This window comes from Lelliottia sp. 489, assembly GCF_050435885.1.
In the GTDB taxonomy this organism is placed as follows: domain Bacteria; phylum Pseudomonadota; class Gammaproteobacteria; order Enterobacterales; family Enterobacteriaceae; genus Enterobacter; species Enterobacter nimipressuralis.
The window spans coordinates 392625-416541 of the sequence record NZ_JBNDLC010000002.1 but is presented as its reverse complement, the minus strand read 5'-3'; the positions used below and the strand labels follow the sequence as shown (position 1 = coordinate 416541).

Sequence of the window (23917 nt, the reverse complement as noted above, 5' to 3'; positions counted from 1 at the left end):
TGGATTAGAATTTCACCCAGTCGTCCTGGTCGCTGACGCTCTCTTTTTTGCCGGGCGCCAGCGCAATAACATGCCCTTTGCCCGCCGGACGGCTCTCCTTAAGCTGGCGTGGGGTATTCGATACACGGAAGATCGACACCACTTTCTCGAGCTGCACGGCCTGATCTTCCAGCGAACTGGCCGCAGCGGAGGACTCTTCAACCAGCGCGGCGTTCTGCTGCGTGGTGGTATCCATCTCGGCCATCGCCTGCGCAATCTGTGAAATCCCACGGCTCTGTTCGTCCGTCGCGGTCGCGATTTCACTCATGATATCGCGCACCTGAGCCACCGATTTTTCAATTTTGAACATCGCGGCACCGGCGCCTTCCACCAGGTTAAAACCGGTATCGACGTGAACGGCGGATTCATGAATCAGGTTCTCAATCTCTTTTGCCGACTGCGCGCTGCGTTGCGCCAGGGTGCGCACTTCGGCGGCGACGACCGCAAAACCTTTCCCCTGATCGCCCGCGCGTGCGGCTTCCACGGCAGCATTGAGCGCCAGAATGTTGGTCTGGAAAGCGATGCTGTTAATCACCGTGGTGATCTCAGAAATGCGGTGCGAGCTGAGTCGCACATTTTTCATGGTATCGATCACTTTCTGCGAAATCAGGCTGCCTTCGCTGGCATTTTGCGACGCTTCTTCCGCCAGCAGGCGCGCCTGGTTAGCGTTTTCCGCATTCAGCGCGACGGTTGAGGTCAGCTCTTCCATGCTGGCTGCGGTCTCCACCACGGCAGCAGACTGCTGCTCGGTGCGTGAAGATAAATCCATGTTGCCCGCGGCGATTTCCGTGGAGGAGCGGGCCACGCTTTCCACCCCTTCGCGCACGTCATTAATAATGCTTTTCAGGTTTTCGTTCATGGTTGAAACGGCCTGCATCAGCAGTCCAGGTTCGTCATGACGCGTGCTGGTCAACGTACTGGTGAGATCGCCTTTGGCGATTTGCTCTGCGACGCGCAAGGTTTCGTTCAGCGGACGGGTGATCGATGCGGTGATCCCCATTGCCAGCAGCAGGCCAAGGGCAATACCAATGGCAGCCACGATGCTCATCTGCAGCCGGACGCCATCTACGGTCTCAACCACTTTTTGTTGCTGTCTGGCGAACATCGACTGAATAGTCTCAATCAGTGTCTCTGCTTTATCCGTCAGAGTGTCTGAGAGGGTCGATTGTTCTGCCCACACAACTTTGTAGTGGTCGAGTTCTGCAGCGATTGCCTGCATATCTTTAAGAGTGCTGTTCAGCCAGGCGTTTTGATCTTCCGGCACAAACTGCAGCATCTCTTTTATCCCGTTTTTGGCCGCGTCCAGACGCGTCAGGACGTTTTGCTTTGCCGCCTCCGTCGGATGCTGCTTATAGAGAGAGACCTGGGAGTCAATATCGCTCAGGATGAAGGCCACCTGGGACGCAACCAGCGTCTGCTGTGGAGTTAACGCCGCGCTGTGGCTTAATTTCGATGCAATTTCTGAGTTATCGCACAGGGATTGCGTATTGAGTTTGCGCTCACTGTCCGTTTTTTCGCTCGCCGCTTTGGTAAACGGCGTCAGGGACGCGATGTAGTTTTTCACCGCAGCGTCCGTCTTATCCACGGAAACTTTTCCCTCAGGCGTCCAGGTGTAAGTTTCAAGCCGGGCGATCATATCCTGCATCGTCTGGGCGGCATCGTTGGTCTGATCGAGATACTTCTGGTCCTGCGTATACAGATAGTTCAGACGGGCCAGCCGCACGGCGGACAGTGCGTTAAACAGGCCGGTGGTATGTTCATTTTTCTCGACGCGATCCTGAATGCTCACCATCCCCAGCATTCCCGACAGCAGAATGGCCAGTGTCACCAATAAAATAGTCGAAAAGCCGAACAAGAGTTTTCGGCTGACTTTTAAATTTTGAAAACGATTCATTACACTCATCTATTTTTCCCGGGCCGGTTTTTACCGAGCGACAATATTTTTAGCTATGTTGCCATCATTAATGGAATGCAAAACATGAAACTGAAGAAGTAAAAAAAGCCCTTTGCACTCAGGTACGAAGGGCAAAACCGCTGAGTTGACATCACTCACTCAGGGGATCAGACTTCTCCTCTTTTTTAACAGAGTGAGCAGGGAGTTCGCTCATTCTATAATATACGGGGACGACATCCTGGTAATTAATGATGTAACCATGCCCTCTAATATTGCGAATAAAGTCCTCGGGTAATCCAAGAAGATTCAGTTTGTTGTTCAGATTATGAAGCACTTGCCATAACCGCTGGGTCGAAGGACTGAGGTTATTGTCCTCCCAGATCTTTTCGAACAACTCTTCTTTAGCGATGACTTTCTTACGACCATGTTCCAGCAGATATAGGAAAAGCCGTAACATCGTTTCGTTAAAATAGATTGATGCAAACGCCACACTTTTATCGTTGTGACTACCGGTAAGTCGGTACAGTCTGCGATTTGTAATATCGAAGTGAATTTCATCACCGATCATAAAGCCATATAGACGATAGCCCATCTCTTTATTCCTGCATTAGAGTCAAACTGACATACGCCGCTGGAAATACACTTTTCTAATAAACCATACATTTTATAAGGTGGATTATATGTATGCCGTTCGTGCTTTCCAATACACAACCCTATGCGCTATAAGAAACCCTGTGTTGACGATTTGTTTATAGAGTTTCTATTTACATAAGTTGCATCTGTAGTGCTATGTACCTTGTTTTTTATTATTTCTGGAGATTAATGCTAAAAACGCGTAATGAATCAACCACTCAACATAAAGTCGCGAAGTTTTCTGGTTTTCAAGCATCAATGGCTGATTGTGAGTGTCGATGATCACGTTTCCTTCATCCATAGGTTTCCGATGCCACAACTTTAAGAATTGCCTGACAACAACGTGAGTGAAGTTATATGATTTATACTGATTAAGAGGCTTAAGGCGCGAGCGAAGAGCGGTTTTTTGCATGAAGGTGTTTATTTCAACCTGCTGATATATAATAACTAAATTCTGAATCAGGTTTTCTATGTCAACTATCGATCGCACCATGAAAAAAGTGTACGTCATCAACGATACCTTGCTGTTTGAACCTGATTTGCGGCGTCTCGGTCCGCTGGACGGGTATCCCCAGAGGGCTACCACGCTTCATGGCCCGGTGAGCGAGTGCCTGCTTTTACTCCTGGAAAACAACGACCAGGTCGTGACGCAGCGGGTTCTGTTTGCCTCCATTTGGGAGAAACAGGGGGCGATTGTCAGTACCAATGACCTTTACCAGACCATTTCCCAAATCCGCAAGGCGCTGAAATTTGCGGGGTTGGAAGAAAACATCATTAAGACCCTGCCTAAAGAGGGGTTTAAGTCGATTGCGCAGCTGCGCGAAGGGGAGCTGGACGCGTTTATTCGCCCGCAGACAACGGCGCTGGTTTCGGTTTTGCCCGAAGAATATCCCGTCGCCGAGGTTACGGCGGTGGCTGTTTCTGAGGTGATTCGCAAACCCTCTTTTTTCCCGGCAAAGCTTGCCTATGGGGTGGCAGGCATTCTTTTTCTGCTCTCCTGCGCGATATCGTACTTTCTGATTAAAGAGGATAAGTCCTCTCTGACGCATTATCAGTCGGTGAGTCAATTTAACGGGTGTGACGTATATTCTTCCTGGCGGGATAAAGAGAAAACCAGTGAAATGCTGGCGGGGCTGGCGAAACGCTATCCCATTCAGTGCAAATCCGGAGGGGTACTTTGGATGACCAGCAGTTTTTCCCAGCAGGCTCATTCGGTCATTATTTGCGACCGTCCGCTAAAGGACAAAAATGCGCAGTGTGATTCCATTATTTACAGGCCGCAAAATCATGATGATGAATAAAATAACGCTGCGCTGGACGTTTATCGTTCTGGCCATTGCCGCACCCTTGCTTTATGCGTGGTATATTCATTACCAGCGTAATCACTTCAGCTGCGAAGCGCATGTAACGGTGGTAGACGATAATTATCTTCTCGACGTCATGATGGATTATTCATTTATGAACGGGGAGGGTAGCTATGCAACGTCCGGGGAATATACCCAGAAAGGCCAGCCACCTGTCGAAGTCAGTAATAAAATTGCGTTTAATTACTGGCGAGAAGCGGGGGATATTATTATGGTGTCCAGCGACACCAGTGGACGCCCAAAAAGAAATGAAGCCTTCAGGTTGGATGTCCCGGACTTTTTCCGTCTGCGCGATCGCGGCCTTAAAGTTCAGATAACGCCAGCGAACGCCTCCAGCTATTTCATTATCTACAGAAACGCGCCTGTTATTTATTGCGCAAAAGAGTAGATGAGGTGACCTAACGCCCTCTCATCCCTGCTTGTTTTATCTTGTTGCCCATTTTTACGCTTGATCATATAAAGATAATGAGTATAGTTCTCATTCTCTTTAGTGTTTGTGGGCAGCGACGGACGATTCCCGCATCAACAGTGAGCGCAGATCTCACACGGAACACTGAGTGTTAACGGTGGACTCTGCACTGGCCTCACAGCCTGTAAAACAACCTTAATCGCACAGCAGCATGCGACGCAGTTTCCCGCCTGATTCTCTTTTTGAACGGTAAAGGATGTTCCTGATGACAAAAAAATTGTCCGCGCTGGCGCTGCTTGTGGCTGCCTCTCTTTCCGGCTGCGCCGCGCAGCATGCCACCAAACCTGCCCCTGAAGCCCACACCGCCGTAACCGCGCCGGCGGAAACCGGCGTGGTGAAGCGTGAACTGGCCGACGGCTTATACGAAATGGTGCTCAGTCCGAAAGGCGATGCGCTGTATGTCGCAAGCGCTGAAGGGTTCAAGGACGTGCAGGGCGGGGTGATCTACAAACTCGATCCCACTACGCTCAAAACCCTTGGCCGCAGCCATACGGATCTGAAAAACTTTGCGCTGGCGATATCAAAGGATGGCAGCACCGTCTATGCGACCAACTCGCTGGACGGCGGCATCAGCGCCATCAGCACCGCGGACGGCAAAGTGAAAAATCGTCTGCTGTTCACCGAGCGCAACAAAGAAGGCCTCCCGTACGGGGCGCGCCAGGTGCTGCTCCATGACGGCACCCTTTACATCGGCGGTGTCGCCGATCCGGCAGTGGTCTGGGTGGTGGATGCCGAAACGCTCAAGCTGAAAAAAACCATCAAAAATGCCGGGCAGTGGGTGACGGGGTTGCTGTGGTCTGAGCAGACTCAGCGCATATACGTGGCTAACGGCGGCGGCGAAATCCTGATTATCAATCCGCGCAACAATCGCATCGAAAAACGCTGGAAACCGCTCGGCGACAAACCGGCGCTGCTGCTTAACCTGGCAGAAGACAAGGCCACGGGCCGCCTGTTCGTGACTGATAACTCCAAAGCTAAAACCACGCTGGTGCTGGATATCCACACCGGCGAAGTGATTAAGCAGCTGGATGTGGGCGATTCGCTGGCGGTGAAATTCAACGCTAAACGCAATGAGCTGTACATCACCCAGCGCGAAAGCGGAAAACTGCTGAGCCTGGATGCCACGACCTATGCCGTCAAACAGAGCTGGGATCTGCCTCCGAATCCAAACAGCCTGCTGCTGTCGGAAGATGGCCAGACGCTGTACGTCACCGTCAAACAGGCGTTCAACAAAGACCACTCCACGAACGGACCGGACAGCGTTGTCAGAATTTCACTGAAATAAACTTCTTATAAATTATCAGGCCCGGCGACGGGCCATTTTGCGCGTATGTTGAACGAGTTAATCATGAACAACACCAGAATGAACAAAACGCTGCTGGCGCTCGCCATCGGCGCGGTTACGCACTCCGCCTTTGCGGCGGAGACCCCAAAAGAAGAGACCCTCGTGGTGCAGTCTGCGCCGGCCAGCGATTTCAAACCGGGCGGCGATCAGCTGGTGCCCGCCTTCCTTGACGGACAGGTCGCCAACGGTGGCCGCATGGGGATGCTCGGCCAGCAGAATGCGATGGACGTGCCTTTTAACATCATCAGCTACACCTCGAAGCTGGTGGAAGATCAGCAGGCCAAAACCATTGCCGATGTGGTCGCCAATGATGCGGGCGTGCAGTCGGTGCAGGGCTACGGCAACAGCGCGGAAAGCTATCGCATTCGCGGCCTGAAATTCGACGGCGACGACATGACTTTTGGCGGTCTCTCCGGCGTGCTGCCGCGTCAGGTGGTCGATACGCAGATGGTTGATCGCATTGAGATCTTCAAAGGCGCTAACTCCCTGATGAACGGTGCGGCAAGCTCCGGCGTCGGCGGGATGATCAACCTTGAGCCAAAACACGCGGGCGACACGCCGCAGGCCAAAATTGGCGTCGATTACACTTCTGATTCGCAGATTGGCACTACGCTGGACGCCGGTCGGCGCTTCGGGGAGAGTGACCAGTTTGGCGCACGCGTGAACCTGGTCCACCGCGAAGGCGAAGCACCGGTCGCCAACGACCGCCGTCGCACCACGCTGCTCTCTACCGGGCTGGATTTCAAAGGTGACACCTTCCGCACCTCGCTGGACATGGGCTATCAGAAGAAAACCTTCCATGGCAGCGAAACGGGCGTCAACATTTCCGGGGTCGATTTCGTGCCGACGCCTCCGAAAAACGATCGTAACTACTCGCAGAAATGGGCCTACAGCAATATCGAAAACGAATTCGGCATGTGGCGCAGCGAGTACGACATCACCGATAGCTGGACGGCTTACACCGGACTGGGCGCGCAGCACGCCCACGAAGAGGGGCTGTACAGCGGCGCGAAGCTGATGGATAAGAGCGGCAACGGCACGGCGACACGTCTGGATACCAATCGCATCAGCGACGCCGTGAGCGGCATGGCGGGCATTCGCGGTAACTTCGATACCGGTTTCGTGTCGCACAAGGTCAACGTGGGCTACTCCGCAATGACCAAAAACGAAAAAATCGCGTGGAAGATGTCGGCGGCAGCGGATAACCCGATCACCAACATCTATCACAATACCGGCGTGGATAAACCTGACAGCAGCAACTTCAATGGCTCCGGCGGTAACTACAGCGATCCGTTGACCAGCGGCCGCACCCGCACCCAGGGCTGGCTGCTCAGCGATACCCTTGGCGTACTCGACGACAAACTCTTGTTTACCGCTGGCGCGCGCCATCAAAAAGTGGTGATTCGCGGATACAACAAAATCACCGGTGCGGAAAACGACGCCGATGGCTTTGACGGCAGCCGCTGGATGCCAACTTACGGCGTGGTCTACAAACCGTGGGACGAACTTTCGCTCTACGCTAACCACACCGAAGCGCTACAGCCGGGTAAAACCGCGCCAGACACCGCGACTAACTACGGGCAAAGCACCGGGATTGTTCACTCAAAGCAGAACGAAGTGGGCGTGAAAGCAGACTTCGGACGGGTGGGCGGCTCTTTGGCCCTGTTCGAAATCAAAATGCCGTCGGCGATCCTCGACAGCGTGACCAAACATTACGGTCTGGATGCCGAGCAGCGTAACCGCGGCGTGGAGCTGAACGTGTTCGGGGAGCCGATGCTGGGTATGCGTCTGAATGCCAGCGCCACCTGGCTGCAGGCGGAAATGACCAAGACCAACAACGGGCTGAATCAGGGTAACAAGGTCATCGGCGTACCGAATTTCTATGCGGTGCTGGGGGCGGAATATGACATCAAACCGATCGACGGCCTGACGGCGACCGCGCGCGTGAACCACTCTGGCTCTCAGTACGCGGATCTGGCGAACAGCAAAAAACTCGACAGCTACACCACGCTGGATCTGGGCATGCGCTATCGCTTCGCGGTAAACCAGAACCAGAATCAAATGACCGTGCGTGCCGGTATCGACAACGTGACGGACGAAAACTACTGGGCAAGCGTGGACGATTCCGGAACTTACCTGTTCCAGGGCGAGCCGCGTACCTTCAAAGTTTCCGTCGGCTACGAGTTCTAAGTTTTACCCTCGTTATCAGGGGCACGGATGCCCCATCCATTTCTTAAGCGTGCGCCAGCGCAAACGCAATTGCGGCGTGAACGGTCACAATCTGCGCGCGCGTGCAGGCCTCTGGCGTGGTGCCAGGGCTGTCGGGATAGACTTCCGTGGTGGTGGTAAACGGCGCGCCGGTTAGGGTGGCGCACAGATGATAGGCATGAATGTCATATTCCACCACGCCCTCGCTGACGACGGTGAACTCCATCATTTTGCCATTCTCATCGGCAGGAGCGATATGGGTGACTTTCTTCACGGCGTCGATAATCGCCTGCTGGAAATCCAGGCGTGAATTCTGCGTATCGCTCACCAGATAGTAGCCATCGGGAATTGTCCCCGGCTCAAACGGCAGTCCGTCGCGCGCGGCCTTCGCCGGTCGGAACTCGCTCTCATCACTATCGGTGGTTTCGTGCAGATCAACGTGCAGCAGGAATTTGCCTTTCAGCGGGGCGGTTAACGCCATCAGCGCGCGGGCTTCTTCGCCTTCCCCTTGTGGCCAGAACTGGCGGTTGGTATCCACGGCTTCATAGGTCCAGCGAGTGATATGCTCGTAGGCCCACGGGCTGACGCACGGCACCACCAGTAAATTGATTTTCCCCGCATACTCATTCTGATACTCCGCCAGGAAGTTCAGCGCGCCCATCACGCCACTGGTTTCGTACCCGTGAACACCGCCGGTAATCAGCGCGACGGGAAGGTTGTCGTCCCAGTCTTGTGACTTCACGGCCATCAGCGGGAAGGTCTGGTCGCCGTAGTGTAATTCGCCGTACTGACTTACGTCGTAGCGAGGCTTCAGGGCGGTGATCGCGTCAAGTACGTCCGTCTGATAGCTGCGAAAACGCGTCTGGTTCTCGCGCCACTGCTGTTTTTCCGCCGCAGTCCATGGCTGGCCTGGCGTACCGATAGGGTAGAACTGTTTCTCAGTCATAGGTCACTCTGTCAGTGTAGGGTTCTCAATATCATACCCAGCCGCGCTTTTAAATTCATATGGGTATTTGAGCCGGGCCTGCAACTTGCTCCTGCTGACCCGAAGTGTTAAAAGGTGCCCCTTCCAATAAAAATACACAGGGGTCAGACGTGAAAGACGCGTCATCCGCTTCAGACAATGCGGTTTCTGAAGCCTCGTCGGAACAGACACCGACGCTGCAACGTGGTTTGCAAAATCGACATATTCAATTAATTGCCCTCGGCGGCGCGATTGGTACCGGACTGTTTCTCGGCATCGGGCCAGCGATTCAAATGGCCGGGCCTGCGGTACTGCTGGGATACGGCATTGCGGGCGTGATTGCCTTCCTGATTATGCGCCAGCTCGGTGAAATGGTCGTCGAAGAGCCGGTTTCTGGCTCTTTCGCCCACTTTGCTTACAAATACTGGGGGCCGTTTGCAGGCTTCCTGTCCGGCTGGAACTACTGGGTGATGTTCGTGCTGGTCGGCATGGCTGAACTCACCGCCGCGGGCATCTACATGCAGTACTGGCTGCCGGATGTCCCGACGTGGATCTGGGCCGCCGCCTTCTTCATTATTATCAACGCCGTAAACCTGGTGAACGTGCGTCTGTATGGCGAAACGGAATTCTGGTTCGCGCTGATCAAAGTGCTGGCGATTATCGGCATGATCGGCTTTGGCCTGTGGCTGCTCTTCTCCGGGCACGGGGGCGAGCGCGCGAACATCGATAACCTGTGGAAACACGGCGGTTTCCTCGCGACCGGCTGGAACGGGCTGATTATGTCCCTGGCGGTGATCATGTTCTCCTTTGGCGGACTGGAGCTGATTGGGATCACGGCGGCAGAAGCGCGCGATCCGCACAAAAGCATTCCGAAAGCGGTCAACCAGGTGGTCTACCGTATTCTGCTGTTTTATATCGGTTCGCTGGTGGTTCTGCTGGCGCTCTACCCGTGGGTAGAGGTGAAATCCGACAGCAGCCCGTTTGTGATGATTTTCCATGATATGAACAGCAACCTGGTGGCATCGGCCCTGAACTTCGTCATTCTGGTGGCGTCGCTCTCGGTCTATAACAGCGGCGTCTACTCTAACAGCCGCATGCTGTTTGGCCTCTCCGTGCAGGGTAACGCGCCGAAGTTCTTAACGCGCGTCAGCCGTCGTGGGGTACCGGTCAATTCGCTGCTGCTCTCCGGAGGCATTACCTCGCTGGTGGTGCTGATCAACTATCTGCTGCCGAAAGAGGCCTTTGGCCTGCTGATGGCGCTGGTGGTGGCTACCCTGCTGCTGAACTGGATCATGATCTGCCTGGCGCACCTGCGCTTTCGTGCGGCGATGCGTCGTAAAGGACGTGAGACGCAGTTCAAGGCGCTGCTCTATCCGGCGGGTAACTACCTGTGTATCGCGTTTCTCGGCATGATTCTGGTGCTGATGTGCACCATCGATGACATGCGTCTGTCGGCGTTCCTACTGCCCGTGTGGGTGGTATTCTTGTTTGTGGCTTTTACCTTATCGCGCAGTAAAGCGCGCTAACAAAAAGCCCGCTGGCGGAGTCGCTGGCGGGCTTTCACATCATCTCATCAGAACAGATAACTCATGCTCACTGAGACACTTCGCGGTTCGCCATACACCGCCGAGTCGTCGAGATACGAGTAATATTCCCGATCAAACAGATTGCTGACGTTGGCTTGTACCGCCAGCTGTTTGGTCAGCTGATACTTCGCGAACAGATCGACAAGCGGGTAGCTGCCCTGGTACAGGCGCTGGGTTTCGCCATCCGGCCCGGTTACGTCTTTATACACCCGGTTTTGCCAGTTCACGCCGCCGCCGACCGTCAGGTCCGGCAGTACCGGCACGCGATAGCGGCTGAAGAGTTTGAGCTGGGTCTGCGGCGCATAGCTGTTAAAGCGGCCATCCGTATCGGTGGCGACGTAGCGCGTGGCGCTGAAGGTCAGCTGCAGATCGTCGGTCACGGCGCCGTTCACTTCAAACTCGGCCCCTTTGCTCACCGCCCCTTTTGTTGCGCGATAGGCCTGCTCGCTGGAGCCGTTGACGAACTCTCCGCTGATCGCCTCCGCTGCGTTTTCCTGCTCGATGCGGAATACCGCAACGTTGGTGGTCAGGCGACCGTCCATCCAGTCGGCTTTCAGGCCGGTTTCGTAGTTTTTGCCGGTCACCGGCGAGAGCCACGCGCCATCTTTGCTGCGCTTGGTCTGCGGCGCGAAAATCGAGGTGTAACTGGCGTACGCCGAAAGCGCGTCGGTGATATCGAACACCAGGCCGCCGTACGGGGTGGTGTTGTATTTACGCATATCGCCGCTGCTGCCGTTAGTGCTGTACTGGGTGTAACGCGCGCCTAAAATCAGCGACAGGGGATCGGCCAGCGACAGGCGTGTCGCCGTGTAAGCCGATTTCTGGCGCACGATATCATCGGCGTTTTGATACCAGTCGCCCCACGCCGGTTCCGCCACGCTTCCATCCCAGTTGTTGTTAAAGATACCCACGCTGTCCATCGGGCCATCTTTACTGAAGGTGGCGTTATGCTGGCGGCTGTAGCTGGCCCCGGCCATCAGCTGGTGCTGGCGGCCAAGCAGTTCAAACGGGCCGCTGGCGTAGGAGTCAAAGGAGTCGAGGGTGCGTTTGCCGCGATCTTTGCTTCCCCAGCCGCTCGCGCCGTCGCCCGTATTCGCGTCCGGATTGCCCATCACATACAGCAGCGTATCGTTAAAGTTCTGCTCGCCGTGGGTGCCGTTGAAACGCACCGACCAGCCGTTGTCCCAGCTGTGGGAGAGGTTCGCGAACACCTTGCGGGATTCGATGGAATAGCCCGTCCAGTCCGCCGAGGTGTTGACGTTGCGATCGTAGTGGGTACGCGAACCGTTGCTGTAGAGGCTCGGCAGGCCGCCCCAGGTCGGGTTGGCGGTGTTGGTCTGCTGATAATCCCAGCCGAGTGAAAGGGTGGTGTGGTCCGTAAGATCCGCATCCATCACGCCGTAGAGAAATTTTTTGCGTTTACCGTAACGATCCAGCCAGCTGTCCTGATCCTGATAACCGGCGATCACCCGTCCGCGCAGGCTGCCGTCAGCGTTGAGCGGGGCAGAGAGATCGGCGACGTAGCGCTGCTTATTCCAGCTGCCATAGCTGGCGCTGACGTTGCCGGTCACGGTTTTGCTGTCGGCGCGTTTACGCACCATATTTACCGATGCCCCCGGATCGCCCGCGCCGGTCATCAGGCCCGCCGCGCCGCGTACCACTTCGATACGATCGTAAATCGCCGTATCTTCCGTCGCATCGCCAAAGTTCCACGCGTCGCCCATGGACGTCGGGATGTCATCGTAGGAGAAGTTGGTAATCTCAAAGCCACGGGAGAAATAGTTCGAGCGCTCGCTGTCGATCTGCTGCGACGACACACCGGTGGCGTTGGTCAGCACCTCATCGATGTTTTGCAGGTCCTGATCCTTCATACGCTGCTGCGTTACCACGCTCACCGACTGCGGGATATCGCGTGGGGCGAGCAACATTTTGGTCCCTGCGCGCGTGGTTTTAACCGCGTAATCCTGCTGCTCATCCATCGTGGTGTTTGCGTCGCCGTAAACCACCATCTCCTGTTCGCTTTTGTTATCTGCCGCCAGTGCCGGGTGAACGACGGTCTGGATTGCCAGCGCGATAAGTGAAACCGCGAACGGTTTCGTGATTTCCTTGCCATTAAAAGAGGTCATGTTTCCTGTCCGGAAGAGTTGTTATGTGATTTTTTTGAATGAGAATCGGAATCATAATTATTTAATGAATTAAGCGCAGACTAATTTATCGGGCAAATGTAACTAAATATGTAAATTCGGAGAAAGCGTGGGAGAAGGGGGCGGAAATTTAGATCGTGACCGTTCTCGCAGTTCTGTTTTGATCCGCAGGATCTTTATTTTGTAATCGATTACTTTTTAGTTGACGAGGTTTGTAATCGATTACTTTTTGAGGGTGAGGCTTATCATGGTGTCAACAACTGAAAGTAGTGGAAAGGCGATAGCCCAGCATCGGCTGCTGGTGCCGCGGCTGTCGCTGATGATGTTCTTACAGTTTTTTATCTGGGGAAGCTGGTCGGTCACGCTCGGGCTGGTGATGACTCAGCACAACATGTCCCTGCTGATTGGCGATGCGTTCTCCGCCGGGCCCATTGCCTCGATTCTGTCGCCGTTTGTGCTCGGGATGCTGGTGGACCGCTTCTTCGCCTCGCAGAAGGTGATGGCCGTGATGCACCTCGCCGGTGCGGCGATTCTGTGGTTCGTGCCGGGGGCGCTGATCGCGGAAAACGGCGCGCTGCTGATCGGCCTGCTGTTTGGCTACACGCTCTGCTACATGCCGACGCTGGCGCTGACCAACAACATCGCGTTTCACAGCCTGGCGAACGTCGACAAAACGTTCCCGGTGGTGCGCGTCTTTGGCACTATCGGCTGGATTGTTGCCGGGATTTTCATCGGCGTGACGGGCGTGGCGTCGAGCGTGACCATTTTCCAGGTCGCGGCGGTAAGCTCCGTTCTGCTGGCGCTCTATAGCCTGACGCTGCCGCACACGCCAGCTCCGGCAAAAGGCATGCCCGTTGCCGTGCGCGATTTGTTCTGTGCGGATGCGTTCGCACTCCTGAAAACGCGCCACTTCTTTATCTTCTCCCTGTGCGCGATGCTGATCTCCGTTCCGCTGGGCACCTATTACGCGTATACCGCCTCCTATCTCGCCGACGCCGGTATCCGTGATGTCAGCACCGCCATGTCGTTCGGGCAGATGTCCGAGATCGTCTTTATGCTGGTCATCCCGCTGCTGTTCCGCCGCCTCGGGGTAAAATACATGCTGCTGATCGGCATGCTGGCGTGGTTTGTGCGTTACGCCTTCTTTGCGCTCGGCGTCAGCGAAGAGGGACGCTTCCTGCTCTATCTCGGCATTTTGCTGCACGGCGTGTGCTATGACTTCTTCTTTGTCGTCGGCTTTATCTACACCGACCGCGTGGCGGGTGAAAAGGTAAAAGGCCAGGCCCAGAGTATGGTGGTGATGTTCACCTACGGCATCGGCATGCTGCTCGGCTCACAGATTTCTGGCGCACTGTATAACAGCCTGGTGGCGGGGCAGGCCGTGCCGCAGGCGTGGGTCACATTCTGGTGGATCCCGGCGATAGCTGCCGCCGCGATCGCGCTGATTTTCCTTATCGCATTCAAATATGATGAAGATAAGGCGTAATTTTCTGGAGGTGTTATGAGGACGATTAAGGGACCGGGCATTTTTCTTTCGCAGTTTATTGGCGAGCGCGCGCCGTTTAACTCCCTCGACGGGCTGGCGGGCTGGGCGGCAGCGAAAGGCTATAAAGCGCTGCAAATCCCCTGCAACCATCCACAGATTTTCGATCTGGAGCTGGCGGCGACCAGCCAGACCTACTGCGATGAGATCACCGGGATACTGGGCGGGCATGGGCTTGTCATCAGCGAATTGTCCACCCATCTGGAAGGGCAGCTTGTAGCGGTCAGTCCGGTCTACGGCGAGGCCTTTGACCACTTCGCGCCGCCTGCGGTGCGCGGTAACGACGGGGCGCGCCAGGCGTGGGCAACCGCCAAAGTGAAACAGGCCGCTGCGGCGTCGGCGAAGCTTGGATTAACCGCCCACGCCACCTTTTCCGGTTCGCTGGCGTGGCCGTTTTTCTACCCGTGGCCGCCGCACAACGAGCAGCGTTTTCGCGATGCCTTCGCAGAGCTGGCACGCCGCTGGCGTCCGATCCTCGACTGCTTTGACGAGCACGGCGTCGATCTCTGTTTTGAGCTGCATCCGGGGGAGGATCTGCACGACGGCGTAACCTTCGAGCGCTTCCTCGCGCTGGTCGACAACCATCCGCGCTGCAATATTCTCTACGATCCGAGCCACATGCTGCTGCAGCAGATGGATTACCTGTCGTTTATCGACATCTATCACGCACGCATCAAGGCGTTTCATGTCAAAGACGCCGAGTTTCGCGCCAACGGACGCAGCGGCGTTTACGGCGGCTATCAGCCGTGGATCAACCGCGCCGGGCGTTTTCGCTCGCTGGGCGACGGGCAGATCGACTTCAACGGTATTTTCAGCAAGCTCACGCAGTACGATTACGACGGCTGGGCGGTGCTGGAGTGGGAGTGCTGCATGAAAGACGGTGACGTGGGGGCGAGCGAAGGCAGCGAGTTCATCCGCCGCCACATCATTCCGGTCTCTGGCCGCGCATTTGACGATTTCGCCGCAGGAGGCGCGCATGATTAACGTCGGGATCGTCGGCAGCGGCTTTATCGGCCCGGCGCATATCGAGGCCCTGCGTCGGCTGGGTGTTGTGCAGGTCGTCGCCCTGTGCGACGGCTCGCTTGAGCAGGCGCAGGAAAAGGCGCGGGCGCTGAATGTGCCTCATGCCTATGGCAGCGTGGACGAACTGCTTGCCCATCCGGGATTGCAGGTGGTTCACAACTGCACGCCCAACCATCTGCACGCGCAGATTAACCGGCAAATTCTGGCAGCGGGCAAACATGTGTTCTCTGAAAAGCCCCTGTGTATGGCGCCGGAAGAGGCGCGGGAGCTGGTGGACCTGGCCGGGCAGGCGGGGGTGATCCACGGCGTGAGCTTTGTCTATCGCCACTTCGCGATGGTGCGCCAGGCGGCGAGCATGATGCGCGAGGGGAGCGTGGGGCGGCTGTTTGCCTCGCACGGCAGCTATTTGCAGGACTGGATGCTGCGGGAGACTGACTACAACTGGCGCGTCGATGCCGCCCTCGGCGGGGCCTCGCGGGCGGTGGCGGATATCGGTTCGCACTGGTGCGACACGGTGCAGTTTGTCACCGGACGACGCATTGTCGAGGTGATGGCCGATCTGTCGATCGTCTGGCCGACACGTAAAGCGAACGTGGCGGGCGACCAGACCTTTACCCGCCAGGCCGACGCCGTGTATGCGGATAAAGCCGTCACGACGGAGGATTTTGGCTCGGTCCTGTTCCGCTTTGACGACGGCAGCAAAGGCAGTTTCAGCGTCTCGCAGGTCAGCGCCGGGCGCAAAAACCGCCTCAGTTTTGAAATCAACGGCAGCGAGCGTTCTGTGGCCTGGGAGCAGGAGATTCCGCAGCAGCTGTGGATCGGGTATCGCGAGCAGGCAAATCAGACGTTGTCAGACGATCCGGGCCTGATGAATGCAGATGCCGCCGACAGCGCCCACTTCCCCGGCGGGCACATCGAAGGCTGGCCCGATGCGTTCAAGAATATGATGGCGCAGTTCTATCGTGCCGTGCAGGCAAATGCCCTGCCCGAGAAGCCACTTTTTGCGACCTTCCACGATGGCGCAAACGTGATGTATATCATTGATGCCATTGTTAAAAGCCACCAACAGCAGCGCTGGATACGCGTTGAGCGGTAACGTGCTGCCCGGTTCGCCGGGCAGCAAAATTATGTTAGCCTGATGAAAACGCTAACTGCAGGATGTGCCGTCGTTATGTCAATTCAGAAAATCGCTAAGCTCGCCGGTGTCTCGGTGGCGACCGTGTCGCGCGTGCTTAACAACAGCGACTCGGTGAAAGCGAAGAACCGCGAGCGCGTCTTGCAGGCGATTAAAGAGAGTAACTACCAGCCCAATCTGCTGGCGCGCCAGCTTCGTACCGCGCGCAGCTACATGATCCTCGTGATGGTCTCGAACATCGCCAACCCGTTCTGCGGCGAAGTGGTGAAAGGCATCGAAGAAGAGGCCGAGAAAAACGGCTACCGCATTTTACTGTGCAATTCCGGCTCGGATCTGCAACGGTCGCGCTCCGGCCTGAGCCTGCTGTCGGGCAAAATCGTCGACGGCATCATCACCATGGACGCATTCTCGAAACTGCCGGAACTCTCCGCCCTCATCGGCAGTGCGCCCTGGGTGCAGTGCGCGGAATATGCCGACTCCGGCACCGTTTCCTGCGTGGGCATTAACGATGTGGACGCGTCGCAGCACGTGGTCAGCCAGCTGGCGGACGGCGGGCGTCGACGGATTGCGCTCATTAACCACGATCTCAGCTACAAATATGCCCGTCTGCGCGAGCGCGGCTACAAAAGCGTGCTGCATCTGCGCGATCTCGAGTATCAGGTGGTGGAGTACGCGAGCGATCTCAGCTCCAGCGCGGGCATGGCGGCAATGAATAAACTGCTGGCGAACAACCCGCCGGATGCGGTGTTTGCCGTATCGGACACCCTGGCAGCGGGTGCTCTGCGCGCCATCGAACAGGCCGGGCTGCGGGTTCCGCAGGACATCGCGGTGGTCGGTTTTGACGGCACGGAGCTGTCGGAGATGGTTTCCCCGCCGCTCAGTACCATTGAACAGCCGTCGCGGGATATCGGGCGCAAAGCGGTCGATCTGCTGCTGAATAAAATCGATAACCCGGATGCGCCGACGGAAAGGGTGATGATGGACTGGCGCTACGTGGCGCGCGCCAGTACCTGAGGGTTATTTCGCGAACGCGCCCGCCAGCGAGCGAATATCGTTCCCGGTGGGCGACTGATGAATTCGCAGGCCAAACTCTTCGACCACGGCGTAAATATGGTCGAAAATATCTGCCTGAATGGATTCATATTCCGCCCAAACCACGGTATTGGTAAACGCATATATCTCAATGGGTAAACCATTGGCGTCCGGTGCCAGCTGGCGCACCATCAGGGTCATATCTTTACGAATACGCGGATGGTTGCGAAGATATTCATTCAGGTACGCGCGGAATGTACCAATATTGGTCATTTTGCGCAGATTTAATACCGATTCCCCTTCACCATTTTCCTGATTCCAGAGATGAATTTCTTCGTGACGCGCCGCCATATAGGGCTTCAACAGTTTCGCCTGAATTAAACGCTGCTGCTCGTGCTCATCAAGAAAATGAATGCTGGTGGTATCAATGCTCAGGCTGCGCTTAATTCGTCGACCGCCCGAGGCTGACATGCCGCTCCAGTTTTTAAAAGAGTCCGACACCAGTGCCCAGGTAGGAATGGTGCTGATGGTGTTATCCCAGTTGCGCACTTTCACGGTGGTCAGGCCGATATCCGTCACCGCGCCATCCGCGCCGTATTTCGGCATCTCCAGCCAGTCGCCGAGCTTGAGCATGTCGTTCGCCGAGAGCTGAATACCGGCGACCAGGCCCAGAATCGGATCTTTAAAGACCAACATCAGTACCGCGGCCATCGCGCCAAGACCGCTGATCAGAATCGCCGGAGACTGACCAATCAGCAGGGAGATCATCAGAATGCCGACGAGGATCGCACTCACTAACTTCACGCCCTGGAATATTCCTTTGAGCGGAAGCTGAGAGGCGGTTGCCAGCTTTTGCGACAAATTGAAAATCACATCTAATAACGAGAAGAAGGAGAGAAGGGCATAAACCATGACCCACAGTCGGGCGCAGGTGGTTAATATTTCAGCCGCTTCGCTGCCTTTTTGTAACCACAGCGCCGCCTGAACGTTGACGATTATCCCCTGAAGGGTAAAGGCCAGACGGTGAAATAACTTATTCTGGGTAATGATTTGCAGCCACAAATGAGAGCTGGCCTGCGCCCGTTTTTCAAACAGACGCAGCACCACTTTGTGCAATATCAGATGGACAATAACGGCGGTGAGTAAAATGATGCCAAAGATTAACACCAGCGAAGTGGTGTGATTAATTTCAATTCCAAGCTCTTCAACCTGAGCAATTAATTCCTGCATAACGTCTCCTGAATATCCTCCTTTTATCATGACGGCTGCGTGTTTATTATGCAACCCGCGACGCTATGCAGGTGGTGTCTATGATGCGGCAGGTAGCGGGCCGGCCTCCAGGCGGTGGCGTAACCACAGGGCAATGCCGCCAAGCGCCAGCATCATCACCACTTCAATACTCAGAAAACCGATCATTGCCTGCGGGTAATGGCCGCCGTTGTGACGCGCAAAGGTCAGGAACAGGGTGCCAAGAATGGCAGGGCCGAGACCGAGCGTGGCCTGTTGCAGCGTGCTCAAGATTGCGCTTCCCGCGCCTGCGTCGCAGCTGCTGATATCGCGCATCCCAATCCTGTAAAAACTGTTGACGATCAGCGCCTGACCATAGCCAATCAGGATTGTGGCAGGGGCCAGCGTCAGCGCCGTATTTGCCTGGCCGAAGCGCCAGAAGGTGGCGATCAACAGCAGCAGACCCGCGATCTGTACCGTCAGGCCGGTCATCAGAATGCGCCCCATGCTGTAGCGGGCAATCAGTTTTGGCGCGTACCAGGCGGAGACAAAATAGGCCACGCCGAGGGCGATGAAGCTATTTCCCGACTGCCACGGCGCCATCCCCAGCCCAGCCTGCATGGTCAGTGCCATACAGAACATAAAGCCTGACCAGGCGCTGAAAAACAGCAGGGCGATCACCATCCCAAAGCGGATGCTGGTGAGTTTCAGCAAACGCGGGGGCAGCAGGGGATGTTCGCCGCGCTGCTGCTTACGCAACGCGCTGGCGCGCATCCACAGCATCAGCGGAACCACCGCGATCAGCGCCAGTTGCAACACCAGCGGCCAGTGGAGTTCCGGCCCGAGCGCCATCGGGAACAGCAGGCAGCACAGGATCACTGCCAGCAGGGTGGTCCCCTGCCAGTCGATGCGCGACGGCGTTTCGCGGCGAGTTTCCGGCACGTAGCGACGGCTCAGGGCCAGCACCAGCAGGCAAATCGGCACGTTGATAAAGAACGCGTTTCGCCAGCCCAGCCCGGCGATATCCGCCGACACCAGCCAGCCGCCGCCCATCTGGCCGACGATAAACGCAATTCCGCCGATGCCGCCAAACAGACTGATGGCTTTGGCGTGGGCCGTGCCTTTCAGGGTGACGTGCAGCGTGGCGAGGATCTGCGGCACGATCAGCGCCGCGCCTGCGCCCTGCAACACGCGAGCGCCCAGCAGTTGCTCCACGCTTCCCGCCAGGCCGCACAGCAGCGATGCCGCGCCAAAGGAGGCCACGCCCCACATAAACAGACGGCGGCGGCCAAGGTTATCGCCAAGCTTACTGCCCAGCGCGAGACAGACGGCGAAGGCCACGCCGTACAGCGCCACAATCAGCTCCAGTTCGGTGGCCGTGGCGTGCAGTGAGTGGGTGATCGAATCCAGCGCCACGTTGGTGATTGAGGTATCAATCAGCGGCAGCATCTGGCCTGTAAGCAGCAATATCAGGCCTGCGCGACCCGGTGAAACAACAGACGTATTCATGGTGACTCCATTGCGTCATTCAGCAGATGGACGTAGCATCGGTGATAATAAAAACGGGTACCAGTTCTTGCTTATACTGGTACTGGCACTACCACGCAGGGGGCTGTATGACGCTAATGACCGAACCCACTTCCTCTTTGCAGGACGACAACCGCAAGCAGCTTGGGGCCTTTTTACGCGCGCGCCGCGAAAGCCTCGATCCCCAGCGGCTGGGCCTGCCGCGCAGCGGTCGGCGCCGCACGCCGGGGTTGCGTCGCGAAGAGGTGGCGATGCTGGCGGATGTGGGGGTGACCTGGTACACCTGGCTTGAGCAGGGCAGGGACGTCAATCCCTCCAGCGCCGTCATGGTGGCGGTGGCGAAAGCCCTGCAATGCACCGCCACGGAAACCCGCCATCTGTTTGTGCTGGCGGGGCTGCCGCCGGGCGAAGCGCCGCAGCAGACCGTGTGTGAGGGGATCAGCGAAGGCACGCGGCGTCTGCTGGATACGCTGATGCCGAAACCGGCCAGCATCCAGAAACCGAACTTCGACATCGTGGCGTGGAACGACAGTTTTGGTCATCTGATGGGGGTGGATTTCAACGCCATTCCGCCGGAAGATCGTAACTGCATCTACCTCTTTCTCACCCATCCGGCGTGGCGCAGTCGACTCGGCAAACGCGATGACGTGCTGCCGATTTTCGTCTCCTACTTCCGCGCGGCAATGGCCGAGCATCGTGGCGAACCGCAGTGGGAAGCGCAGCTGGCGCGCTTCTTTGCCGTCTCCGCAGAGTTCGAGGCCCTGTGGCACCAGCGCTATGACGTGCGCGGCGTGGAAAATCAGCTGAAACTCTTTAGTCATCCGCAGCTGGGGGATTTTCAGCTTCAGCAGATGTACTGGTACTCCGCTCCGCGCAACGGCTCGCGGCTGCTGGTTTATCTCCCGGTGGACGACGCGGGGGAACATGCGCTCACGTGGCTGGCGGAACAGGCTGTTATACTCAACTAAATTTCACTCATTCAGGGACAGAACATGAACGTGACTCGCAAACAGGAACGCCTGCTGCGTCGGGCGCTCGTCGAATGGGAGCAGGAGGGCGCGCTCAGTACCGATGAACACCAGCGGCTGGCGGGCACCCTCAAACGCGTGGCGATGGACTGGCAGCGACTCAGCCGTTACGCCTTCTGGACCGCGCTGGCCTGCGTGATGATCGCCTTCGCCAGCCTGTTTGCTGACAGCGAGCTGATGGAACGTATCATCGCCTTTTTCTCCTTCTCTTTCGTTGCCCGCATCGGGCTGCCCGCCGTGCTGGCGGTGGCCTTTTATCTCTGGGGATTCAGCCGCCAGCGGCGAGAAACCCAGTGGCACTACAGCACCGAAGCAATTCTGTTTCTCGGCGTTCTCTTCACCGCCATTGCGCTCTGGCAGCTGGGCGAGCGGCTGGATAACGGCAGCGGGCATATCGCGCCGCTATTCCTTGCAGGCTGCGTGGTTTACGGGCTGGTGGGCTTCTTTGGGCGCTCGGGTCTGGTGTGGCTCTTTTTCCTGCTGTCGCTCGGCAACTGGTTTGGGGCTGAAACCGGGTATATGTCCGGCTGGGGGGCCTACTGGCTGGGGATGAACTACCCGGTGCGGTTTATCTTCTTCGGCGGGGCGCTGCTGGCGCTGTGCTGGCTGCTGCGGGCGATGTTAATCAAACGTCACTTGTACACCACCAGTAAAGCGATGGGGCTGACGTACCTGTTTGTGGCCCTGTGGATCATGTCGATTTTTGGTAATTACGATATCGACAGCTGGTATGGCGTCACCCGCGCCGCGCTGCTGCCGTGGGCGCTGCTTTTCGCCGTCGCCGCCATTGTCTGTATTTATATCAGCCTGAAAACCGACGACGGCATGCTGCGCGGTTTTGGCCTGACGTTTCTCGCCATCAACCTCTATACCCGCTATTTCGAATACTTCTGGGACGGGATGAATAAAGTGATTTTCTTCCTGATTCTGGCGGCGTCGCTGGCGGTGATTGGGCGTTATGCGGAGAGAATTTGGCACGCCGGAAACCAGCGTGCCCCTGTCGATTAGCACTCAGTAATAATCGTGCTCAACGGCAGACGAGATTTTGGCAGAGCGGCGTTGAAATCTTCCACGCTGTGGTGGCCGACCGGCACAACGACCAGGCTGGTGAAGCCCTGCGCTTTCAGGCCGAACTCTTCGTCGAGGATGGCGGCGTCGAAACCTTCAATCGGCACCGCGTCCAGACCCAGCGCACCCACGCCCAGCAGGAAGTTACCGACGTTCAGGTAAACCTGTTTGGCCATCCACTGATCGTCATCTTTTAGATCGACGCGATGCATGTCGGCAAAGTAGCAGCGGCCCTTGTGGTTTGCGGCTTTCGCTTCTGGGGTCGCAAAACGCCCGTCGGCTTCTTCCTGATCCACGACGCGCTCGAGCCACGCATCGTCCATCGCGGTTTTTGCGCAGAAGACGACGACGTGGGACGCATCCAGCATTTTACGCTCGTTGAACACGTAAGTGCCTGCCGCTGATTTTGCCACGCGCGCTTTGCCCTCTTCGGTACTGGCGACGATGAAATGCCACGGCTGTGAGTTGGTGCTGGACGGGCTGAACTGCAGCAGCGTTTTGATTTGTTCTGCCTGTTCTGCGGTCAACTTTTTGGTGGGATCAAATGCCTTGGTCGAGTGACGCTTCAGGGCAACTGAAATGATATCCATAACAACTCCTGGTCAATAAATTCGCCGTCTGCGGGCGAGAAAAGAGAGCAGATTACAAGGACTCACGGGAAAAGATAAGTGCCAGATATGCGCTTATACTGTTCGTCTGACATGAACAATCAGGCAGGGCGAATGCGCTTCTGATCTTTTTTCGGCAGCTTATCCACCACCAGATTCCACGAGTCGAGAACCAAATCCGCCACCAGTTCTGGCGTGATATCGTCGGCTTCGTAGAGGGAGATCCAGTGTTTTTTATTCAGATGATAGCCGGGTTCGATGCCGCGATAGATCTGCTGGTTGAGCAGTGATTTCTCCGGATCGGATTTCAGGCTGACATGCGCCCGCCCGTGGGCGACCGCCATCAGCATGAAGATCTTCCCGTTGATCTTAAACACGTCATATTCTGGGCCAAAGGGCCAGCAGTGCTCGGTGAAGGGCAATTCCAGCGCGACGCGTTTGGCGCAGGCCTGCAGGGATTTACTGTCCATTCACATCCTCAATGGCGAGCGCGCGCCACATGGATTCAAAGCCAAGGGATTTAAAATCACTGGCGCGGGACGGGTCGCGGGTGGCGAATTCCATCGTCGTTTCGGCAAGCGATAAGAAAATCGCATCGCCGAAGGTGCGAAACTCATCGGACATAAACACCTGGCGCACAGAGCGACGGCACAGCTCGTGCAGTTCCGGGAACATCTCATGCACCGCCTGTTCCGTTTCGGCGTTGATCTTTTCACTCACGCCGAGCTGGCGGATAGCGCCGTGGGCGACAGGGTTGCGAATCCCCCAGTCCACATAGCTGTTCCAGATATTGCGGGTATGTTCTTTCGGGGTGTTAATGGCGCGGTCCAGGTTTGCCAGCATGGTCTGGCAGAGATCCTGTTTCAGGTGCAGATAGAGGGCATTCAGCAGGTCGTCTTTAGTAGCAAAATAGCGAAACAGCGTGCCTTCAGCGACGCCCGCGTTACGGGCGATAAGCGCCGTCGATGCAGCAATCCCTGACTGCGCAAATGCAGCGGTTGCTGCCTCCAGTAACGCCTGTCTTTTATCTTCACTCTTCGGACGTGCCACTAAAATTCCCCTCCTGTCAATGTGTAAAAC

Annotated in this window: 20 protein-coding genes; 11 read left to right on the top strand and 9 right to left on the bottom strand. The window is 56.5% G+C overall.

Annotated elements, in window-relative coordinates; translation table 11 throughout:
* Nucleotides 1–4: 4 nt before the first annotated feature.
* Nucleotides 5–1933, bottom strand: coding sequence for a methyl-accepting chemotaxis protein (locus tag ABIE11_RS09980; RefSeq protein WP_231276328.1), 1929 nt, complete (start codon nt 1931–1933; stop codon nt 5–7).
* A 151-nt stretch (nt 1934–2084) separates the two neighbouring features.
* The gene (locus ABIE11_RS09975; RefSeq protein WP_102104243.1) at nt 2085–2525 is read right to left on the bottom strand and encodes a winged helix-turn-helix domain-containing protein; all 441 of its coding nucleotides are present in this window, start codon (nt 2523–2525) and stop codon (nt 2085–2087) included.
* A 541-nt stretch (nt 2526–3066) separates the two neighbouring features.
* On the opposite strand from ABIE11_RS09975, the gene ABIE11_RS09970 reads away from it, so the two are divergent.
* The 4 genes from ABIE11_RS09970 to ABIE11_RS09955 all read left to right on the top strand — a co-directional run bounded on the left by ABIE11_RS09970 (nt 3067) and on the right by ABIE11_RS09955 (nt 7934).
* Nucleotides 3067–3867, top strand: a complete 801-nt coding sequence (locus tag ABIE11_RS09970; RefSeq protein WP_429184423.1) for a winged helix-turn-helix domain-containing protein — start codon at nt 3067–3069, stop codon at nt 3865–3867.
* On the top strand, nt 3854–4318 hold the full coding sequence (locus ABIE11_RS09965) for a hypothetical protein (protein ID WP_146003455.1): 465 nt from the start codon (nt 3854–3856) through the stop codon (nt 4316–4318). The genes ABIE11_RS09970 and ABIE11_RS09965 overlap by 14 nt, the downstream gene beginning before the upstream one ends.
* Nucleotides 4319–4604: 286 nt before the next feature.
* Nucleotides 4605–5684: a YncE family protein gene (locus tag ABIE11_RS09960; RefSeq protein WP_429184422.1), complete on the top strand. Its 1080-nt coding sequence runs from the start codon at nt 4605–4607 to the stop codon at nt 5682–5684.
* Between the two features lie 63 nt (nt 5685–5747).
* Nucleotides 5748–7934 carry a TonB-dependent receptor gene (locus ABIE11_RS09955; protein WP_429184421.1) on the top strand — a complete coding sequence of 729 codons (2187 nt, stop codon included), beginning with the start codon at nt 5748–5750 and terminating at the stop codon, nt 7932–7934.
* A gap of 43 nt (nt 7935–7977) precedes the next feature.
* Here ABIE11_RS09955 and ABIE11_RS09950 read toward each other — a convergent pair whose 3' ends face one another.
* Complete coding sequence (locus ABIE11_RS09950; RefSeq protein ID WP_429184420.1) at nt 7978–8898, bottom strand: M14 family metallopeptidase; 921 nt, start codon at nt 8896–8898, stop codon at nt 7978–7980.
* 149 nt (nt 8899–9047) lie between these two features.
* On the opposite strand from ABIE11_RS09950, the gene pheP reads away from it, so the two are divergent.
* The gene (gene pheP / locus ABIE11_RS09945) at nt 9048–10442 is read left to right on the top strand and encodes a phenylalanine transporter (RefSeq protein ID WP_107704102.1); all 1395 of its coding nucleotides are present in this window, start codon (nt 9048–9050) and stop codon (nt 10440–10442) included.
* 47 nt (nt 10443–10489) lie between these two features.
* On the opposite strand, the gene fhuE is transcribed toward pheP, so the two are convergent.
* Complete coding sequence (gene fhuE, locus ABIE11_RS09940; protein ID WP_429184419.1) at nt 10490–12628, bottom strand: ferric-rhodotorulic acid/ferric-coprogen receptor FhuE; 2139 nt, start codon at nt 12626–12628, stop codon at nt 10490–10492.
* Between the two features lie 265 nt (nt 12629–12893).
* Between fhuE and ABIE11_RS09935 the strand changes: the two genes are divergently transcribed.
* The 4 genes from ABIE11_RS09935 (at nt 12894) to ABIE11_RS09920 (ending at nt 17361) form a co-directional block, all read left to right on the top strand.
* Nucleotides 12894–14132, top strand: a complete 1239-nt coding sequence (locus ABIE11_RS09935) for an MFS transporter (protein ID WP_102104236.1) — start codon at nt 12894–12896, stop codon at nt 14130–14132.
* A gap of 15 nt (nt 14133–14147) precedes the next feature.
* The gene (locus ABIE11_RS09930; RefSeq protein ID WP_429184418.1) at nt 14148–15173 is read left to right on the top strand and encodes a sugar phosphate isomerase/epimerase family protein; all 1026 of its coding nucleotides are present in this window, start codon (nt 14148–14150) and stop codon (nt 15171–15173) included.
* Nucleotides 15166–16308, top strand: a complete 1143-nt coding sequence (locus ABIE11_RS09925; RefSeq protein WP_429184417.1) for a Gfo/Idh/MocA family protein — start codon at nt 15166–15168, stop codon at nt 16306–16308. The genes ABIE11_RS09930 and ABIE11_RS09925 overlap by 8 nt, the downstream gene beginning before the upstream one ends.
* A 75-nt stretch (nt 16309–16383) precedes the next feature.
* Entirely contained in the window at nt 16384–17361 is a 978-nt protein-coding gene (locus ABIE11_RS09920; RefSeq protein WP_102104233.1) for a LacI family DNA-binding transcriptional regulator, read from the top strand.
* Nucleotides 17362–17364: 3 nt separating this feature from the next.
* Here ABIE11_RS09920 and ABIE11_RS09915 read toward each other — a convergent pair whose 3' ends face one another.
* A complete protein-coding gene (locus ABIE11_RS09915) occupies nt 17365–18609 on the bottom strand; it encodes a mechanosensitive ion channel family protein (RefSeq protein ID WP_100777306.1) in 1245 nt (414 codons plus the stop codon).
* Nucleotides 18610–18687: 78 nt separating this feature from the next.
* Nucleotides 18688–20115, bottom strand: a complete 1428-nt coding sequence (locus tag ABIE11_RS09910; RefSeq protein ID WP_429184416.1) for an MFS transporter — start codon at nt 20113–20115, stop codon at nt 18688–18690.
* A 107-nt stretch (nt 20116–20222) separates the two neighbouring features.
* On the opposite strand from ABIE11_RS09910, the gene ABIE11_RS09905 reads away from it, so the two are divergent.
* Together ABIE11_RS09905 and ABIE11_RS09900 are read left to right on the top strand one after the other, a co-directional pair.
* A complete protein-coding gene (locus tag ABIE11_RS09905) occupies nt 20223–21101 on the top strand; it encodes a helix-turn-helix transcriptional regulator (protein WP_100777304.1) in 879 nt (292 codons plus the stop codon).
* A gap of 24 nt (nt 21102–21125) precedes the next feature.
* On the top strand, nt 21126–22169 hold the full coding sequence (locus tag ABIE11_RS09900; protein ID WP_429184415.1) for a DUF2157 domain-containing protein: 1044 nt from the start codon (nt 21126–21128) through the stop codon (nt 22167–22169).
* Here the strand turns inward: ABIE11_RS09900 and nfsB are convergent.
* From nfsB to ABIE11_RS09885, 3 genes are all read right to left on the bottom strand, one after another.
* Nucleotides 22166–22819: an oxygen-insensitive NAD(P)H nitroreductase gene (nfsB, locus tag ABIE11_RS09895; RefSeq protein ID WP_107704096.1), complete on the bottom strand. Its 654-nt coding sequence runs from the start codon at nt 22817–22819 to the stop codon at nt 22166–22168. The genes ABIE11_RS09900 and nfsB overlap by 4 nt on opposite strands.
* Before the next feature lie 119 nt (nt 22820–22938).
* Nucleotides 22939–23307 (bottom strand): MmcQ/YjbR family DNA-binding protein, encoded by a 369-nt coding sequence (locus ABIE11_RS09890; RefSeq protein ID WP_100777301.1) that lies wholly within the window; start codon nt 23305–23307, stop codon nt 22939–22941.
* Complete coding sequence (locus ABIE11_RS09885) at nt 23297–23887, bottom strand: TetR/AcrR family transcriptional regulator (protein WP_100777300.1); 591 nt, start codon at nt 23885–23887, stop codon at nt 23297–23299. The genes ABIE11_RS09890 and ABIE11_RS09885 overlap by 11 nt, the downstream gene beginning before the upstream one ends.
* Between the last annotated feature and the right edge of the window lie 30 nt (nt 23888–23917).